The 18,543-nt window shown below is 34.8% G+C and carries 16 protein-coding genes; 8 read left to right on the plus strand and 8 right to left on the minus strand.

Features of this window, described 5'->3' with window-relative positions:
• The first annotated feature begins 21 nt into the window (after positions 1 to 21).
• The 3 genes from yajC (at position 22) to coaE (ending at position 1,993) form a co-directional block, all read left to right on the plus strand.
• Entirely contained in the window at positions 22 to 333 is a 312-nt protein-coding gene (gene yajC / locus KKG99_00885) for a preprotein translocase subunit YajC (GenBank protein ID MBU1011532.1), read from the plus strand.
• Positions 334 to 540: 207 nt separating this feature from the next.
• Positions 541 to 1,413, plus strand: coding sequence for a hypothetical protein (locus tag KKG99_00890; GenBank protein MBU1011533.1), 873 nt, complete (start codon positions 541 to 543; stop codon positions 1,411 to 1,413).
• Positions 1,406 to 1,993, plus strand: coding sequence for a dephospho-CoA kinase (gene coaE / locus KKG99_00895; protein ID MBU1011534.1), 588 nt, complete (start codon positions 1,406 to 1,408; stop codon positions 1,991 to 1,993). The genes KKG99_00890 and coaE overlap by 8 nt, the downstream gene beginning before the upstream one ends.
• 117 nt (positions 1,994 to 2,110) lie before the next feature.
• Here coaE and KKG99_00900 read toward each other — a convergent pair whose 3' ends face one another.
• The 6 genes from KKG99_00900 to KKG99_00925 all read right to left on the minus strand — a co-directional run bounded on the left by KKG99_00900 (position 2,111) and on the right by KKG99_00925 (position 11,286).
• Complete coding sequence (locus KKG99_00900; protein ID MBU1011535.1) at positions 2,111 to 3,124, minus strand: LruC domain-containing protein; 1,014 nt, start codon at positions 3,122 to 3,124, stop codon at positions 2,111 to 2,113.
• Positions 3,125 to 3,420: 296 nt separating this feature from the next.
• The gene (yidC, locus tag KKG99_00905; GenBank protein MBU1011536.1) at positions 3,421 to 5,379 is read right to left on the minus strand and encodes a membrane protein insertase YidC; all 1,959 of its coding nucleotides are present in this window, start codon (positions 5,377 to 5,379) and stop codon (positions 3,421 to 3,423) included.
• A gap of 88 nt (positions 5,380 to 5,467) precedes the next feature.
• Positions 5,468 to 7,075, minus strand: coding sequence for a CTP synthase (locus KKG99_00910; GenBank protein ID MBU1011537.1), 1,608 nt, complete (start codon positions 7,073 to 7,075; stop codon positions 5,468 to 5,470).
• A 137-nt stretch (positions 7,076 to 7,212) separates the two neighbouring features.
• The gene (locus KKG99_00915; GenBank protein ID MBU1011538.1) at positions 7,213 to 8,673 is read right to left on the minus strand and encodes a glyceraldehyde-3-phosphate dehydrogenase; all 1,461 of its coding nucleotides are present in this window, start codon (positions 8,671 to 8,673) and stop codon (positions 7,213 to 7,215) included.
• A 132-nt stretch (positions 8,674 to 8,805) separates the two neighbouring features.
• Positions 8,806 to 9,672, minus strand: coding sequence for an RNA polymerase sigma factor RpoD/SigA (locus KKG99_00920; protein ID MBU1011539.1), 867 nt, complete (start codon positions 9,670 to 9,672; stop codon positions 8,806 to 8,808).
• 153 nt (positions 9,673 to 9,825) lie between these two features.
• Entirely contained in the window at positions 9,826 to 11,286 is a 1,461-nt protein-coding gene (locus tag KKG99_00925; GenBank protein MBU1011540.1) for a Do family serine endopeptidase, read from the minus strand.
• A 319-nt stretch (positions 11,287 to 11,605) separates the two neighbouring features.
• Here KKG99_00925 and dapF point away from each other — a divergent pair, with 319 nt between their 5' ends.
• The 4 genes from dapF to KKG99_00945 all read left to right on the plus strand — a co-directional run bounded on the left by dapF (position 11,606) and on the right by KKG99_00945 (position 14,840).
• Positions 11,606 to 12,394, plus strand: coding sequence for a diaminopimelate epimerase (dapF, locus tag KKG99_00930; protein MBU1011541.1), 789 nt, complete (start codon positions 11,606 to 11,608; stop codon positions 12,392 to 12,394).
• Positions 12,394 to 12,924 carry a GNAT family N-acetyltransferase gene (locus tag KKG99_00935; protein MBU1011542.1) on the plus strand — a complete coding sequence of 177 codons (531 nt, stop codon included), beginning with the start codon at positions 12,394 to 12,396 and terminating at the stop codon, positions 12,922 to 12,924. Before dapF ends, KKG99_00935 begins: the two co-directional genes overlap by 1 nt.
• 13 nt (positions 12,925 to 12,937) lie before the next feature.
• The gene (mltG, locus tag KKG99_00940) at positions 12,938 to 14,017 is read left to right on the plus strand and encodes an endolytic transglycosylase MltG (protein ID MBU1011543.1); all 1,080 of its coding nucleotides are present in this window, start codon (positions 12,938 to 12,940) and stop codon (positions 14,015 to 14,017) included.
• A gap of 184 nt (positions 14,018 to 14,201) precedes the next feature.
• The gene (locus KKG99_00945; GenBank protein ID MBU1011544.1) at positions 14,202 to 14,840 is read left to right on the plus strand and encodes an HAD hydrolase-like protein; all 639 of its coding nucleotides are present in this window, start codon (positions 14,202 to 14,204) and stop codon (positions 14,838 to 14,840) included.
• 12 nt (positions 14,841 to 14,852) lie between these two features.
• Here the strand turns inward: KKG99_00945 and KKG99_00950 are convergent, their stop codons facing one another.
• Positions 14,853 to 15,548: a toxin-antitoxin system YwqK family antitoxin gene (locus KKG99_00950; protein MBU1011545.1), complete on the minus strand. Its 696-nt coding sequence runs from the start codon at positions 15,546 to 15,548 to the stop codon at positions 14,853 to 14,855.
• An 87-nt stretch (positions 15,549 to 15,635) separates the two neighbouring features.
• Here KKG99_00950 and recR point away from each other — a divergent pair, with 87 nt between their 5' ends.
• Positions 15,636 to 16,253, plus strand: a complete 618-nt coding sequence (recR, locus tag KKG99_00955) for a recombination mediator RecR (GenBank protein MBU1011546.1) — start codon at positions 15,636 to 15,638, stop codon at positions 16,251 to 16,253.
• Positions 16,254 to 16,491: 238 nt separating this feature from the next.
• Here the strand turns inward: recR and ggt are convergent, their stop codons facing one another.
• Entirely contained in the window at positions 16,492 to 18,204 is a 1,713-nt protein-coding gene (gene ggt, locus KKG99_00960) for a gamma-glutamyltransferase (protein MBU1011547.1), read from the minus strand.
• Positions 18,205 to 18,543: the final 339 nt, after the last annotated feature.

The following is an 18,543-nucleotide window of genomic DNA, read 5'->3' on the forward strand; positions in this document are numbered from 1 at the left end:
AAACATAAAACAAAGTTCACAATGACAATCTCAAACATCTTATTATTCATGCCTCAAGAAGGCCAAGAAGGAGGCGGACTTATGTCATTCCTCCCGTTAATTTTAATTGTAGTCGTTTTCTACATGTTCTTCATTCGGCCACAAATGAAAAAGACAAAAGAACAAAAGAAATATCGTGAGTCGCTAAAAAAAGGGGATAAAATAATTACTATTGGAGGAATCCATGGGAAAATCCTTGAAGTCCGGGATAAAACTTTCATCATTGAAGTTGATGGGGGAAACAAACTTACTATCGAAAGATCTGCAGTAGGTGGAGACGCTCCATTAGCCTAATCTTAACTACAAACAAATTCCATAATCAGGAATTCTATATTGTTATAGGATTCCTTTTTTATTAACTTGCAGAAAAAAACAGTGAAACTAGCCATTTCATATATATTGGAGAGTGCAATGAGAATGAAGAATTTAAGAGACAAAGCCCGTCTTTCTATTTTTCTTATCTGCCTTTTAATATCTGTATCCATTTGGCTATTAATTAAGATGTCAAAAGAATATTCATCTGACGTTCCCTATGAAATTAATTTCGTTAATCCACCTTCCGATCAGATCATAACAAAAGCATTTGATTCAGTTGTTTATCTAAAAATTGATTCCAGAGGCTCTGATTTATTAACTGAGATTTATTTTAAAAAGAAAAAGTCTCTCATTATTGATCTGCAAAATGTAAAAATTTATAATACCGGTTCAGGCTTTGGCTATTATATTCTAAGTTCATCGCTATTTAACCAAATCAGAAATCAAAATGAGTTTCCAAATTCCATCAGCAAAATTTCACCTGATACGCTTTACATAAATCTTGAAAAAACCATCAGTAAACAAGTGGATGTTCTTCTTAACATGGATATAATTCCTAAGCAACAACATTATGTTTATGGAAAGATTACGCAATCAGTACAAAAGATTACGATCAGTGGGCCACCATCATTGATTGATTCCATTAATTCTATATCAACCGAATATATAAAGCTTGTCAATATTCAAAGTGATCAATTATTTGGACTCAAACTTGTTAATCCATATAGAGAAACCCAAGTTCATCTTTCATCCGATTCAGTTCAGGTGCAAATTCCAATTGAACAATTTACTGAGAGTTCTATGATTGTTCCAATACAAATATTTGAGAAAAACGATTTACGAATTAAATTATTCCCTGAAACTGTTACCGTCAAATTTTTGATAGCGCTAAAAGATTTTGACAGAATAACCCCTGACATATTTTCTGCTGTTATTCATTATGATGAGCGATCATTAAACTCTCAGAAAATAGAGTTAGAACGTTATCCAACCTTTATCGAAATTATTGATTTTCAACCAAAATCTGTTGAGTACTTAATTCTGCTTAACAATGTTTAAGATAGGATTAACCGGAAATATGGGCAGTGGTAAGACAACTGTTGCCAGGATTTTCCAAGTGCTAGGCGTACCAATATTTTATGCCGATATTGAAGCAAAAAAAGTGCTTGAACGTGAAAGTATCATTCTCCGGTTAAGTTCTTTTTTTGGGTCGAATATTATTGATAACAGCGGTAAAATTGACAGGAAACAGATGGCTTTATTGGTATTTAATAATAAAAATGCTTTAGATTTTCTTAACAAGATAATTCATCCGGAAGTAGCCAATTTATTTCAAAGTTGGATTATTACCAATTCAAAAGCTCCATATATTATTCATGAAGCTGCCATACTTTTCGAAAGTGGGTTTGATAAATACATGGATACCGTGATATACGTTTACGCGCCTGAAATAATGAGAATAGAACGAATTATTGATAGGGATAAGATAAGTTCTGAAGAAGTGAAACAAAGGCTGGGAAATCAGTGGGATGATGAGAAAAAGCTATCGTTTTCCGAACATATTATTAAAAATGATGGCAATAATCTTTTAATCCCCCAGATTTTAAAAATTCACAAAATATACCAAAGTAATATTTAGTTGAGGGCTTAAATCAATTCTGAGATTTTTATGGTATAATCATATTAACAATATTTAATAATGAAAAAAGGCTGCATTTCTGCAGCCTTTTATTATAATTATCTTTATCTACTTTAATTAAGGAGCCTGATAAAGGTTTCCTGAAGTTCTAAAAACACCTTCGGTAGTAATAGAATACCAGTTAGTATAAAGAGTACCTCCGCTTTCTGCCCAAGCACCAAAACGCAAATAAGCCCAATTAATGTCTATACTTTCTCTAGGATATTCAAAAATCCCAGGAATATCAAGTACCCATGGATAATTTTTACGTGTTTTGTAAGTGCTGTTTGTCAAAGGTTGAGAATAATCATCAGCAGTCATAAATAAGCCAACGTCAGCTAAATCAGTTGGAGGATAATTAACTTTATGTACTTCACGACCTCTACCTTCATTTATAAAATCAGCAATCAAGAACGGATTAAAATTAGCTTGGTTGATGAGGAAGTCCGTAGAAAGTTTTTCAACACCAGGTCTTGGTGTAATATGAATCTCTAAAGTATCATTTGGTGCGTAGATACTATTACCTGTACCGTACTGTGTATTATTAGCCCATCTTGGCATAATATCACTAACATTATCGGTTACGATAACAACTGGATTTGTTTGTCCATTTTCCCAACCATCTGTTGTAGTAGTATAACCGGCGAGTACAGAATTTCCAGTAACGACAAATCCTGTTGTATCCAAGCCTGTTAATTCGAATCCGAATCCATTATCGGTTCCGGCTCCTGTAGCTCTAAAAATAAATGTACCAACAATATCAGTAATAAAATTACTGGCATTGGTAACAGTTCTAAATTGATACGATACCACTAGGTCATTAAAATCATAATCGCCTTTAGCAGGCCATAAATCTTCAAATGCCAATGTTGCGTAAGTGCTCGGATAGTAAGAAGATCCGTCTTTCAGGGTACTGGTGGAATTCATCGGAATTCTCCAATCAAAATTTGCGGGTATAATCAAATCCTCCATATTCTTTACTTGAATATCAAGGTTTTCATCTTCCCCAATCTTATGAACATCTTTATTACAAGCACTCAAAACTATCGCAAAAACAACTAAAAGATAAAGAAATGGTTTGAGAGTTTTCATAAGTTTAATTTTAATCTTAATTAATAACTATTGTAAATTAACTTGTAAAAGTATAAAAATATATAATACAATGCAAGAAATTCTATAAGTATTTTACCTATAAACCAAAAAAAAATTAGGTAAATAACCTATTGCAATAAATAAATTTTTCTAAATTTATTTTAAATGTCTGTATTTCATTAGGATACCCTTATCAACTGGGATTTATTCTAATCATTAAAAACAATGGTAAACTCCATCAAAAAAGGAAAAAAATAAACTTACTACTGACCAAAACCTACAACTAATATTTTCGGTTATTTCTTTGGAGATGAATAGCCTCGTTTTTTGGCTGCGTCCTCCAATCTTTTCTGAAAGTTTGATTTCACAACAGGTTTTTTCTTATTAAGTTCGATTTGTTTTAATATTTTCTTCTCATCTATGGTAGCCCTGATCACGTACATTTGTCCGAAAGTGATGACATTGGCAAGGAAATAGTAATAACTCAACCCCGAAGCATATCCATTGAACATCCCTAAAAACATGATCGGCATCAGGTACATCATGGTCTTCATTCCGGGCATTTGCTGACCTCCTGAGGCCATCATATCATTATTCATTTTTGTATAGATGATGGTAGATACCGTCATTAACAATGTAAACAAACTAATGTGATTACCATAAACACTGCTTAAAATTGGAATTTGAGCTGTCCATGAAAATATTGAATCATAAGAAGATAAATCGGTTGCCCATAAAAAGGATTGCTGCCTCAATTCGATAGATGAAGGGAAAAATCGAAACATTGCAAACAAAATAGGCATCTGTAAAAGCATAGGTACGCAACCTGCCATAGGATTAACCCCTGCCTTTTTATAAAGAGCCATAACAGCTTGCTGCTTTTTCATGGCATCTTCCTTCTTTGGGAATTTCAAACCAAGCTCATCAATTTCGGGCTTTAAAACCCTCATTTTAGCCGTTGATTTGTAAGTTTTATAGGCTATTGGGAAAAGAACCAATTTTAACAGAATAGTCAAAACTAAGATTATTATTCCATAGTTCCACCCAAACCCACCTAAAAAGTTGAACACGGGTATAACAGCATAAATATTTATCCATGCTAATGGTGCGAAACTCCAACCTAAAGGAATTTGTCGTTCGAGTCCAAGATGATATTTGCGCAGGATACTATACTTATTTGGGCCGAAATAAAATGACATTTGAATTGATTGGTGGTCCGAAACAGCGTAAGGAATTCCTATTGTCGATTTCATGGATTTCAAATACCTTGGATCATTTGCATAACCAGGATCGGTGAAACCACTAATTTCAGCATTTACAAATGCATCATTGGCAATGAGTGCTGTAGAAAAAAATCGCTGTTTATATGAAATCCATTTTACCTTTGATTTTAAAACTTCACTATCGTCCTTTGTTTCCGAGAGGTAATCCACATCATCGCTGGCATATTTATAAAAAACGGTTGGCCCATTCCAACGATCAATGCTTCTTTCCTGTTTAAGAATATTGGTTTCCCACTCCAGATTTAGATAATTAGCATTTGTTGCTAATACGTCCTTTAATCCAACTATGTTGATTTTATAATCGAACATATACTTATTTCCCGAAATTGTATATAAAAACTCAATATACCGGTTCGGGTTATAGGCTCCTTCTCCATTATCAGTGTATAAACGCATACCAAACGACACGGACTCATCTCCTTTTATTTTTATAACATCTTCGCCTGAATGATCCACATCGGGCCAAAAGGGTTGAAAATAAAAATCCTGTGTATTCAAACGATAATTGTCTATAAAAAATGATATCCCGAATTTATTGGCATCTGAATCGAATAAAATAAGGGGTAGTGAATCATAGGTTTGATATCCGGTTAATTCAGCAGATAGGATACGTGCGCCTTTATTTGTGAATTGAAGTTTGAGAAGTTCGTTTTCAATGGTAGTTATTTTTTCGTCACCAATTGCCGAATTGGCAAATACACTGTATTTTGATTTCTGAACAGAGGTAAGAACCTCTTGACTTCCAGAAACATTTGCAATCTTAGTATCCGTATTTTGAGATTCACCCGTAGGTGCAATTTTCGTTTTATTGATAGAATCCTGCCGCAGATAATTAGCCTGATTTACCGCCGAGATCGAATCCTGAACTCGTTGCCTTTCATTAATTTCTTCTTTAGATGGTTTTAGTAAAATACTCCATATGATAAATATGGCTCCAAGGAGTAAAACTCCAATTATATTATTTTTATTCATTTATTCTAAAAGTTTGACCAGGTTTGTTGCCTATGCTTAAAAAATTCAATTATATCAAGAACTGTTCCTTTGTATTTATTATGCCAAATCATGATTTACCTTCAAGTGCTGCTTTTACAAAATTTACAAAAATTGGATGTGGGTTTGCTACAGTACTGCGAAACTCAGGATGAAACTGTACTCCTATATACCATGGATGATCTGACAGTTCTATAATTTCCACCAAATTATTTTTTTTATTAATACCACTGGTTTTCATCCCGGCAGCAATAAATTCGTCGAGATATTTATTATTAAATTCATAACGATGTCTATGTCTTTCGGATATTTCTTCCTCACCATAAACACCGAATACCTTTGATTTTTTAGTGATGCTGCAAGGATAAGAGCCTAAACGCATAGTACCACCTAAATTAGTGATCCGTTTTTGTTCTTCCATTAGGTCAATTACCGGATATGTTGTCTTGGGGTTCATCTCTGTTGAATGTGCATCTTTATATTTTAAGACATTTCTGGCAAAATCAATAACAGCACATTGCATTCCTAAACAGATGCCAAGAAATGGTACTTTATTTTCACGGGCATATTTGCATGCTAAAATCTTACCTTCAATCCCACGATCACCAAAACCCGGAGCAACTAATATCCCATCCAAACTACTCAGTTTTTTTAAAACATTCGTTTCATCCACTCCTTCTGAATGTATCATTTCCAGAATGACTTCACATTCATTCATAGCACTGGCATGCACAAATGATTCAGTAATCGATTTGTAGGCATCTTTTAATTCAACATATTTGCCAACCAATCCAATGGTTACCTTTTGCTTAGGGTGTTTTAACTTATACAGGAATTTTTCCCAATTCACCAAATCAGGCTCATTTTTAAATGGAGTGAGCGTTTTATTTAAAACCTCTTTATCAAGTCCTTCTTCTCGCATTAAGACCGGGACATCATATATTGTTTCAGCATCAATTGATTCAATAACAGCCGATGGGGTAACATTGCAAAATAAAGCGATTTTCCTTCTAAGTACCTCATTAAGGTGCCTGTCTGTTCTACAAACTATAATATCAGGTTGTACTCCCTGCTCTAACAATGCTTTTACCGAGTGTTGAGTAGGCTTTGTTTTCAACTCTCCTGCAGCAGCTAAATATGGTACCAAAGTCAAGTGTATAACTGCACAATTTGCCCCTAACTCCCACCTCATTTGTCGAACCGTTTCGATATAAGGCAAAGATTCAATATCCCCAACAGTTCCTCCTATTTCAGTGATAACAAAATCAAATTTACCCGACTCACCTAGCAACTTGATGCATCTTTTTATTTCATCGGTAATATGTGGGATGACTTGAACAGTAGAACCCAAATAATCCCCTCTTCTTTCTTTATTTATTACTGTTTGATAAATTCTTCCTGTAGTAATATTATTTGCCTGTGAGGTTGGAACATTTGAAAAACGCTCATAATGACCGAGATCAAGATCGGTTTCGGCTCCATCTTCAGTTACATAACATTCGCCATGTTCATAAGGATTTAATGTACCGGGATCTACATTGATGTAAGGATCCAACTTCTGAATGGTGGCACGAAATCCTCTTGCCTGCAACAACTTGGCTAATGATGAAGAGATAATCCCTTTACCTAATGAAGAAGTTACACCTCCCGTTACAAATACATACTTTGTGTTTGACATAATAAAAATATTTTCAACATTTTTATGAAATAACCCTATTTCATAAAATAAAAATTACCCCTTGGGGTATTTTGTTGGCAAAATTATAAAAATACAGAGCCTTTTGAAAGAAAGGCTCTGTATTTTTCAATATATCTTTAATAATATCTGTAACTCTTGACTTTAGCGATGTGTTTTGCCAACCTGATAACCTGAATAGTATACCCAAATTCATTGTCGTACCAAAGATAAACTACGATGTTTTTACCATCGGATGAAACCTTAGTGGCAGGGCTGTCGAATATACATGCAGCTGAATCGCCAATAAAATCTGATGATACAGCTTCTTCAGAACTGGAATATCTGATCTGCTCTACCATCGTACCTTTTAACGATGCGTGCAAGATCAGGTCATTTAATTCTTTGACTGAAGTTTGTTTTTTTACGGTCAGGGTTAGAATTACCAATGAAACATTTGGAGTTGGAACACGAATTGCATTCCCTGTTAATTTACCGGCTAAACTTGGGATTACTTTTACTGCTGCCGAAGCTGCTCCCGTATCAGTAATTACCATATTCGTAGGAGCTGACCGCCCTCTTCTGACCTTGCTATGAAAATTATCTAGCAGGTTCTGATCGTTCGTATACGAGTGAATAGTTTCGAGGTGCCCCCTTTCTATCCCAAGACTTTCCTCCAGCACTTTCAGAACAGGAACTGCCGCATTTGTGGTACAAGATGCTGCCGACCAAATCTTATAATCATCCGGATTATGTTCACGATGATTCGCTCCGTAAACAATATTTGGAATATTACCTTTCCCTGGTGCTGTGAGTAAAACTTTTGCAATACCCTTTGCTTTTAAGTGACGCGATAAACCATCATAATCTCTTAAAATACCTGTGTTATCAATCAATAAAGCATTTTCAATTCCATATGCAGTATAATCAATATCTTCAGGACGACTGGCTTCTATCATTTTGATGGTATGTCCATTGGCAAAAATGGTATTATCATCAACATTCTCAATTGCAACACCTCTGAATGGACCATGAATCGAATCCTGACGAAACAATGAAGCCCTCTTTTTCATTGATTCACCGGTGTTATTTCTCGCCACGATTGCCCGAACCCGCAGTTGTGTTCCATTACCCTGAATAATTAATTCACGAGCAACCAATCGACCGATCCTGCCAAATCCATACAAAACTACATCGACTGGTTTATCATAAGTTGGTTTTTTACCTATCAAGTCCGACAACTTATCTTGTATAAAATCGTCGATGTTTTTATAATTTGCTTTTTCTTCAACCCATTCAAAGTTCAAACGACCTATATCGATTCGAGCATTTATAATATCAGCTCTAAATATAGCTTTCGCCAAATCCAAAGAATCTTTAACCAACAATGTTTTTGCTACAATTTGTATGGATTTAAAATGTTTTAACAAAACTTTACTTGCGGTTCTATCAAGCAATTGACTTCTGAATATGATTAGCTCAACAGCTTTATCATAAAACAATTGACTAATAATTGTTATGAATTCGTTAGCAATCTTCTCATCACTTACCCATTTATTTAACGATTTTTCGAAATGATGATTCTCATTTGACTGGTTCATGTTTAGTTAGGTTTTGAGGTTAATATTTGATCTTAAGAATGAAAGAAACACACACCCAAAAATAAACAAAAAAGGATTACCAATAAAGAATTTTATTAGTAATCCACTGTTAATAAGTTAATAAAAACCCACCTATTCTCCCAAATATACTTTTAGTAATTTGCTTCGAGAATTATGCTTTAATCTTCGTATTGCTTTTTCCTTAATTTGACGAACTCTTTCTCTTGTAAGGTCGAATTTAGCCCCGATTTCTTCCAAAGTATACTCATGGTTAGTACCAATTCCAAAATACAAATTGATCACGTCTCTTTCTTTTTCAGTGAGGGTTGCCAATGATCGTTGAATTTCTCTGCCCAATGATTCTTTCATCAGAAAAGAATCGGTAGGCAGGGTATCTTCAGGCATAAAAACATCCAAAAATCTCAGATCATCATCATTGGTTAACGGAGCATCCATTGAAACATATTTTGTTGAAATTTTAAGTGCTGCATCAATTTTATGTCCCGGCATTTCCAAAGAATCTGCAATTTCATCAGCTGATGGTGATCGCTGAAGTTCTTGCTCCAATCTGGAAGAAACCTTTTTAATCTTATTTAGTGAACCAACCTGATTTAATGGCAACCGCACTATTCTTGATTGCTCAGCCAGTGCCTGTAAAATAGATTGTCGAATCCACCAAACTGCATAAGAGATAAATTTGAAACCCCTTGTTTCGTCGAATCTTTTGGCAGCCTTAATTAAGCCCAGGTTACCTTCATTGATACAATCCGGTAAACTTAAACCTTGGTTTTGATATTGCTTTGCAACAGAAACCACAAAACGTAAATTTGCTTTCGTTAATTTTTCAAGTGCAACCTGATCACCTGCTTTAATTCTTTGAGCTAAAATTACTTCCTCCTCAGCAGTAATTAATTCTTCCTTCCCTATATCCTGTAAATATTTATCGAGAGAAGCCGTTTCTCTATTTGTTATTGACTTCGTTATTTTTAATTGCCTCATGTTTTCCTTTTTTATTCAAAATCTCCTATCAATCAGTACATTATTTAATAATTACCGATTTAAACAAATATAATGAGAAATATGCAGACTTGAAAGTTTTAATTCAATTATTTTCAATAAAATACAGATTTATTTATAATTGATCCAAATAAATTAATTGGTAAATCCATATATAATGCGCATTCCGTTAGGATAAATACCTTCAATTTGATACACTCCGTTTTTTGACTCGGAGATCGCTGTTTCTAAGTCGGGTTTTGAATTGATTTTATAATTGTTAACCCTTAAAATTATAAACCCTTCCCTTACTCCACCATCCTTCAATTTTCCTTTATTTAATTGTGTTATTACCAACCCATTCTCAATATTTAATTTAGCCTTGACTTCAGTTGAAGCCTGCTGGAAATAAGCACCAAATTCTTCAACTAAAAATTTCTCATCAGATTTAATAACTCCCAAATCTCCATTCTCATTTTGTAATGTAACCGTAAAAATTTTAGGCTTGTTTTTTCTTAATACCTTAACGCTAACTTTGTCACCAGGGTGATGTTGACTTATTGTTTCCAGTAATGCAGATGAACTCTTAATTTCAACATTATCAATTTGTACAATGACATCTTCGGCAATTATTCCTGCCTTGTCGGCTCCGCCATTCTTAGCAACTGAATTAATATAAACTCCTTGAAGGGTTTCAATGCCATGCTCTTTTGCAAGTGCTGGGGTAATGTCTTGAATTGAGACTCCAATATATGCTCTTTGAATTTCACCATAATTAAGCAGGTCATCCATCACTTTTTTGACAATATTAACAGGTATTGCGAAAGAATATCCTTCATAAGAACCACTTCTTGAAGCAATTGCAGCATTTATACCAACCAATTGCCCGCTTGTATTTACCAATGCACCACCACTATTCCCCCGATTAACTGCCGCATCGGTCTGAATAAATGATTCGATAGAAGCAGTGCCTCCAAGAATATTTATATCTCTGGCTTTTGCACTTACTATCCCTGCAGTGACTGTTGAAGTTAAATTAAAAGGGTTACCAACTGCTAAAACCCATTCACCAATCTGAACTTCATCAGAATTTCCATAAACCAAAAATGGCAAATTCTTGGTTTCAATTTTAATTAAAGCAAGATCAGTTGAGGCATCCCTTCCTATGAGTTTAGCTTCAAATAATCTTTTATCATTAAGGGTTACCTCAATTTTATCGCCACCTTCCACAACATGATTATTTGTAACAATATATCCATCTTCAGAAATAATTACACCCGATCCATATCCTACCATGGGAGTTGATTGACTAGGCCGCTGTCTACCTTCCAGATATTCTCTCAGAGATCCAAAAAAGTCATCATAAGTATCAGTTTTACGTTTGAATTGAGTGCGAATATGCACCACTGCATGAACTGAACGATCAGCAGCTACTCTAAAATCAGGTCCTGTCACCGCATCTGCAGCATTAAATGATGTTTGAGATACGGGCAGATTGGATTGAATATTTTGCCGGTGAACTGTGTCATCCTCTTTTTTAATTATCACAAAAACTATAATAACTGCAAATAATGCGCTCAAAAGTGCAACTAATGTAAATTCTAAAAACCTTTTCATCTGTTACTGAATTTTTGATTGAACTACTAATTGGTAATCTTCCATTTTGGCAGTATAACCAACGTCATTTATCATTTTTTTAAACTTTAACAAAAAACGTTCCTCATTGTATAAAAGTATTTTGAATTTCTGTTAAAAATTGTTAAGATCCATTCCCAGGTTCATCTATCTGAATAAAAGATTTATGCTTATCTTTGTTATCATTGTATATTTAAGTAATTTACTACTTAAATTTTTATGCTAAATTAAAAATCGGAAACACCATATTTTTCAACGATATTTAATTTAAAATTATCAAACATGACATTTTAACATAAACATGACATTAGCTTTTCATAAATATCAAGGTACCGGCAATGATTTCATTATTATTGATGGCAGAGATGAAAGCCTTCCCATAAGCAATTCCATAATCAAAAAACTTTGCGACCGAAAATTTGGAATTGGAGCCGATGGGTTAATGATTTTAAAGAAACATAAGGATGTTGATTTCAGGATGATTTACTATAATGCTGATGGAATGGAAGGCAGTATGTGTGGGAATGGAGGAAGATGCATTCTTGCTTTCGCAAAAGAAATTGGACTCGCCAAAAATTATTTTCATTTTATGGCTTTTGATGGACTGCATGAGGGCGAAATACTGGAATATTATGCACCAGAATCAATGGTTAGGCTCAAAATGTCGGATGTAAATGAATTCAAAAAAGAGTCAAATTACTATTTAACCGACACCGGATCACCACATTATATTGAATTCCTAAACAATCTCCAATCAAAAGATATATACAAAGATGGGAGCGAGATAAGAAACAATGAACAATTCAGAGAAAAAGGGATCAATGTAAATTTTGTTGAAGAGTCATCGGATCACCTGTTTGTTAGAACGTTTGAAAGAGGTGTTGAAGACGAAACACTTTCGTGTGGAACAGGAGTTACTGCCTCGGCACTAGCATTTGCCATTAAACAAAATATCAAAAAAGGAAGTGTACAAATTCAAACTTTAGGCGGCAAACTAAAAGTTAGTTTCGAAAGAGAAGCAAATGTCTTCAAGAACATTTGGCTGGAAGGTCCTGCAACTTTTATATTTAAAGGAGAAATCTCAATTTAATGGAATTAAAAAAAGGCAATATCAGTTTTAGGGCCGTCGAACCGGAAGACGTGAAAATCCTTTTGAAATGGGAAAACAATGTTGACACATGGCATCTGAGCAGCACCCTTATCCCTTTCTCACGATTTGATATCGAACAATATGTAATGAATTCCAACAAAGATATTTTTACAATTAAACAATTACGATTAATGATTGATCTTTCAGAGAAGGATCAACAGATTACAGTTGGTTGTGTTGATTTATTTGAGTTTGACCCCATCCACAAAAGAGCAGGGATCGGAATTTTAATCGATGAAGCTTATCGTAGAAAAGGAATTGCTGCTAACTCCTTAGATTTACTATCTGACTATGCTTTCAACATATTAAATCTTCATCAACTATTTTGTAATATTGAAGAAGACAATAAAAACAGCCTTTCCTTGTTCCAGCATCATGGGTTTAAAATTGCAGGGTTAAAAAACGACTGGAATTACAAATCGGGCAATTGGATTAATGAATACTTATTACAACGAATCAATAACAAATAAACTATCTAAAACCATGGCCTATTATCATACAAAGTATAGTTCATTTAGGAAAAAATCAAAATTTCACCGAACAATCATATTTATTCTCCTCCTATTAATTATTATAGCATTAGCTATTGGTTATTTTATTTACCAAATAATTAGCGAACCAAATGTTTGGACAAAAGATGAAACAAAAGTTTCAATTTATATTCCCACAGGATCAAGCTTTGATGAAGTCAAAACAATCCTTTATAAAGACGGTTTAATTATTCATCGTAAGAATTTTGAATGGTGGGCCCAAAAGAAAAAATACCCTGAAAATATTAAGGCCGGTAAATACCTTCTTCTCAATGGGATGTCAAATAATGAATTGATCAACCATCTCAGATCAGGTAACCAAGAACCGGTAAAACTGATCTTTAATAACATCAGGGATATTGAGCAATTAGCGACGAGGGTTTCTGAACAGCTGGAGCTTGATTCGGCTTCAATTATCAACTTATTAAATGACAGTACTTATATCTCAAATTTAGGATTTAACAAATTCACCATCTCAAGTTTATTCATCCCTAACACCTATGAGTTTTTCTGGAATGTGAGTGCTGAAAATTTTATCAATCGCATGATTCGTGAATATGAGAATTTCTGGAATGATAAGCGAAAAGCCAAAGCAGCTGCATTAAATATGACTAAGATGGAAGTTGTAATACTGGCCTCTATCATTGATAAAGAAACTCAAAAAAATGACGAAAAGCCAATTATTGCAGGAGTTTACATCAATCGAATAAAGCGAAACTGGTTACTCCAAGCCGACCCGACTCTTATCTTTGCATTGAACGATTTTGGTGTTAAGCGGGTATTAAATGTTTATAAAGACATTGATTCGCCCTATAATACTTATAAATATCCGGGGTTGCCGCCCGGACCGATATGTATTCCTTCAATTGCTTCGATTGATGCCGTATTAAATTATCATGAGCACGATTATTTATACTTCTGTGCCAAAGAAGACCTTTCTGGCTATCATAATTTTGCCAGGACCAACAGTGAGCATAACCGAAATGCTCAAAACTATCAAAGAGCTTTGGATAAATTAAGAATCTTTAAATAAGATTATATTTATTCCTTTCATGTTAACTTCATTTTCACCTGCCGATTTTCTCTATATTTGCGTTTGAAATAAATAATATTAAAACCCAGGGCAAGTTCTGGGCCCTTTCTTCCGGATCACGCTCCGGGGAATTAAACCACCCTTTCTCGTCTGCCGAAGCGGAACGCGAAGGCAAATTAAAAATATGGATGGAATAAAAACAATTATTTGGGATTGGAATGGAACTTTGCTGGACGATACTATCATTTGTAAAAGTATCATCAACAATTTACTTGAACAACGAAATTTGCCAAAACTAAGCCTTCAGAAATATAAAGAGATTTTTACATTCCCGGTCAAAGATTATTATCATAAAGCCGGATTTGATTTTACTCAAGAAGATTTTGAAATTCCTGCAAATGAATTTATTGTCAGTTATACCGATAAAGTCAAACTCGCAAAATTACATCAAGAAGCTACTAAAGTTCTTGAATATTTCAAATCCGGAAACATCAAGCAATTCATCCTCTCTGCGATGGAGCAAAACTCACTTAAAAAATCAATTGAGCAATATGGGATTTATCATTATTTTCAAGCAATTTATGGGATTAGCGATCATTATGCACATAGCAAAACGGCAAATGCAAAACGGTTAATCTCCGATTATGATTTAAATCCTTCTGAAGTTTGTTTGCTTGGCGATACGGTTCATGATCATGAAGTTGCCGAATTGATAGGCTGCCAATGTATTTTAATTGCCGATGGGCACCAAACAAAAAACCGATTGATCGCAACAGGAAGAATTGTGTACGACAGTTTAGGTGTACTTAAACAGAATTTTTGATCTTGATCTTTGTCAGATTTTTAATTTTCCATTTTGATAATATTCTTCTTTATTTACTTTTCCATCTTCCGAAAAAGATTTCCAAATTCCTTCTTTTAATGAATTTAAGTAATTACCGCTGGTTTCAACCTGTCCATTCGGGTAAAACATTTGAATAAGCCCTTCCTTTAAACCTCGCACATAAAATCCTTCGAGTTTTTTAGTACCGTCGGTATAAAACTGCTTCCACTCCCCGTCTTCAACATCATTTTTATAATTAAGCTCTTCTGCAACATTTCCATTGGGGAAAAACTGCCGCCAAAGTCCATTTTTCTGATTATTTATATAAATCTCTTCCGACAATAAAACCCCATCATATTCGCTATAATATCTCCAAACACTATCTTTCTTTTGATTTAAATAGTTGCCTTCAGCCATCAACTTTTCGTTACGATGAAATAATTTTGCATATGATTTCTTACCCTCATTATAAAAAACTGACAGCGCCCTTAATTTGCCATCCGGGTAATAATATTTAAAAGTATCGATCGGGATATCATTTTTAAAGGTGCCTTCATATTTTAAATACCCCATTTCATCAAACGACTTCCAGTAACCTTGTTTACGGCCCAGATCATCCTTATTATTTAATTGGGTTTGATTTTGACTCATCACTGAAAAGCAAAAAAGGACGAAAAGAATTAAAAAAGAAGATTGTTTAAGTAACATGCTTTAACATTTTAATGATTCATAAAATTAATCTTTTTACCAGAATATGTTTTAAGTTAACTTTGTTTCAATCTTAAAATGCCATAAATAGTGAATAGTTACTCCTCAAAACTACTTGAAGATGCAGTGAATGAGTTTGCAAAACTACCCGGTATTGGCCGTAAAAGTGCATTGCGGCTTGCACTTCATCTATTAAAACAACAAACTGACGATGTCGAACAATTTGGGAAAAGCATCATCAGAATGCGAAATGAGATGAAGCAATGTACTGTTTGCCATAACATATCCGATGTGGATACCTGTGAAATTTGTGCAAACCCCAAACGCGATCGTTCAATTATTTGTGTGGTTGAAGATATCAGGGATGTAATGGCTATCGAAAACACCTCTCAATTTGTTGGCTTGTACCATGTTTTAGGAGGCATTATTTCCCCGATGGAAGGTATAGGCCCTGACGACCTTCAAATTAGAAGCCTTGTTTCACGAGTTCAAAGTGGTGAAATTAAAGAAGTAATCATGGCTCTGTCAACTACCATTGAAGGAGACACCACCAATTTTTATATTTTTAAGAAATTAAAGGATACCCGGATTAAAATTACAACCATTGCCCGTGGTATCTCAATTGGCGACGAACTCGAATATGCGGATGAAATTACGCTTGGTCGGTCTATTTTAAACAGAACGCCATACCATTCAGGTCTGTAAAAGGTATTTAGCGTGAGTTCGACATAATATAAAATCATGATATTAGACGCTAGACATTAGATGTTAGATGTTAGATTTTGACTATTGATTAAAACCCTTCTTGAATCTTGTGTCTTGTGTCTTGTGTCTTGAATCTTGAATCTCGTGTCTAACTTCTAACTTCTTTTAGTTCAAAAGGCTAAATTTCAGTCATGCTGAACCAGTTTCATGAGATAAACTTAGAACGAACTGAATGATTTTAATAAACGGCGACACCGCCATCTCCACTACTTGAATCAGCAGCCCCTGACATGATACCTTTTTCGCGATCATAAACAATCCCCATTAAAGCACCTATGTTTTCGACTGATCTGAATTTATGCCCCATCAATTCCAACACTTTCTTTGTATCTGCCGATATCCCCCATTTCTCATAAATTACCTGGTCAGGCAACCATTGATGGTGGATTTTACCCGCTTCGATGGCCGTTTTAATGTCCATTTTATGATCGAGCACATTCAAAATAGCTTGCATTACAGAGTTAATAATTGTACGTCCACCGGGACTGCCAATAACCATGTACACTTTTCCATCCTTGGCTATAATAGTTGGTGTCATACTCGATAACATCCTTTTTTCAGAGGCAACCTGATTTGGATTTGTTCCGATTTGTCCATCAGTTTTAGTAATGCCGGGAACCGGGTTAAAATCTCCCATTTCATTATTTAATAAGAAACCCAGATCTTTGGCAATAAGTTTGCACCCATAACTATTTTCGAGGGTATAGGTTAAAGAAACAGCATTCCCATCCTTATCCAACACTGATAAATGGGTGGTATTTTCTCCATCGTATAACTGCCCAAACATAGTTGAGTCACTTAAAGAGGCTTTTTCCATATCGATGGATGCTGCCAATTTTTTAGCATAGGTTTTTGATAAGAGTTTATCCAATGGCATATCGGGATTGAAATCAGGATCACCCAAATATTCGGCCCTGCTCGCATAACCTCTGCGCATCACTTCTGTTAGAACATGAATATAATCTGCAGAATTAAAGCCCAAATCCTTAAGATCAAAATCCTCGAGCATATTCAACATCTCTATCATGGCAACGCCACCTGAACTTGGCGGAGGCATCGAGTAAACCTCATATCCTCTATATTGTCCAACAACCGGTTTGCGTTCGATGGCCTCATATTTTAATAAATCTTCTTCGGTGATCAGACCACCTTCTTGCTGAACATATTTTGCCAGGAGTTTCGCGGTTTTCCCTTTATAAAAACCGTCCCGACCATGATCCCTAATGCGTTCAAGGCTTGCACCCAAATCAGGCTGTTTCCATAATTTACCAGGCTCTCGGTAGCTTCCGTCCTCTTCAAGCATGAACTTTGCGAATTCAGGTAATGATTGAGCATAGGATTCCTTAAAAGCAATTGAGTGATTGTAAAGGGTCCAGGTAAATGGAAAACCATTATTGGCTAAATCAACCGCCGGCTGAACTACCTCTTCCCATCTTAACTTTCCATATTTTTGTTGAGCCAAATACAAACCTGCCACAGTTCCCGGCACTCCAATCGACAATCCACCCGTATGATTTGAATCATTAAAAATATTTCCATTCTTATCCAAAAACATAGTACTCGATGCCTTAATTGGTGCTTTCTCTCTAAAATCAATGGTCGTAACTTCAGCTTTGTCATTCATAAAAACAAGAAATCCACCCCCCCCAATATTTCCGGCAGATGGCCAGGTAACCGCCAAGGCAAATGCGGTTGCAACAGCCGCATCAATTGCATTTCCACCTTGTTTTAAAATATCACGCCCTACTTCCGAAGCAATCATCGATGAAGAACTAACCAATCCATTTCGGGCATAAGTTTGTGCTTTTATCTGGATAGGGATAAGAAAAATAACCAACAAAATAATTGTTAGAATTTGCCGGAAAGGCTTTTGTATAAAAAGGTTATTCATATTGCAAAATTTAATTGACAGGAAGCGAATTTAAGGAAAATAATACTTGAACCAATGAGAAAAGGGATGGCTTCCTTTTTTTCAAGGGACGCCATCCCGAAAAACCCATGATACCAATCCCTAAATCAAAAGGATGGCGTCCTCATCGAGGAAGTCATCCTTATCTACATTTGGTGAAAACAGGCTAATTAAAATAAAATGACAGTAATAATCCCAAACCTTGGTTGAATCAAAAGTATTATATTTAAATTTGACTAATTACATGTCGAATTTCAAACCCAAATCTTACTGATATGAATAGTCCAAAATTATTTTTAAGGAAATTAATTCTAACCTCTA

The organism is Bacteroidota bacterium, from assembly GCA_018816945.1.
Lineage (GTDB): Bacteria > Bacteroidota > Bacteroidia > Bacteroidales.

Excerpts from the sequence above, each read along its gene's own strand:
- ggt (MBU1011547.1), bottom strand. The coding sequence starts at position 18,204 with ATGAATAACCTTTTTATACAAAAGCCTTTCCGGCAAATTCTAACAATT.
- KKG99_00950 (MBU1011545.1), bottom strand. The coding sequence starts at position 15,548 with ATGTTACTTAAACAATCTTCTTTTTTAATTCTTTTCGTCCTTTTTTGC.
- KKG99_00935 (MBU1011542.1), top strand. The coding sequence starts at position 12,394 with ATGGAATTAAAAAAAGGCAATATCAGTTTTAGGGCCGTCGAACCGGAA.
- KKG99_00890 (MBU1011533.1), top strand. The coding sequence starts at position 541 with ATGTCAAAAGAATATTCATCTGACGTTCCCTATGAAATTAATTTCGTT.
- coaE (MBU1011534.1), top strand. The coding sequence starts at position 1,406 with ATGTTTAAGATAGGATTAACCGGAAATATGGGCAGTGGTAAGACAACT.
- KKG99_00925 (MBU1011540.1), bottom strand. The coding sequence starts at position 11,286 with ATGAAAAGGTTTTTAGAATTTACATTAGTTGCACTTTTGAGCGCATTA.
- KKG99_00945 (MBU1011544.1), top strand. The coding sequence starts at position 14,202 with ATGGATGGAATAAAAACAATTATTTGGGATTGGAATGGAACTTTGCTG.
- KKG99_00910 (MBU1011537.1), bottom strand. The coding sequence starts at position 7,075 with ATGTCAAACACAAAGTATGTATTTGTAACGGGAGGTGTAACTTCTTCA.
- KKG99_00915 (MBU1011538.1), bottom strand. The coding sequence starts at position 8,673 with ATGAACCAGTCAAATGAGAATCATCATTTCGAAAAATCGTTAAATAAA.
- KKG99_00920 (MBU1011539.1), bottom strand. The coding sequence starts at position 9,672 with ATGAGGCAATTAAAAATAACGAAGTCAATAACAAATAGAGAAACGGCT.
- KKG99_00900 (MBU1011535.1), bottom strand. The coding sequence starts at position 3,124 with ATGAAAACTCTCAAACCATTTCTTTATCTTTTAGTTGTTTTTGCGATA.
- yidC (MBU1011536.1), bottom strand. The coding sequence starts at position 5,379 with ATGAATAAAAATAATATAATTGGAGTTTTACTCCTTGGAGCCATATTT.
- dapF (MBU1011541.1), top strand. The coding sequence starts at position 11,606 with ATGACATTAGCTTTTCATAAATATCAAGGTACCGGCAATGATTTCATT.
- yajC (MBU1011532.1), top strand. The coding sequence starts at position 22 with ATGACAATCTCAAACATCTTATTATTCATGCCTCAAGAAGGCCAAGAA.
- mltG (MBU1011543.1), top strand. The coding sequence starts at position 12,938 with ATGGCCTATTATCATACAAAGTATAGTTCATTTAGGAAAAAATCAAAA.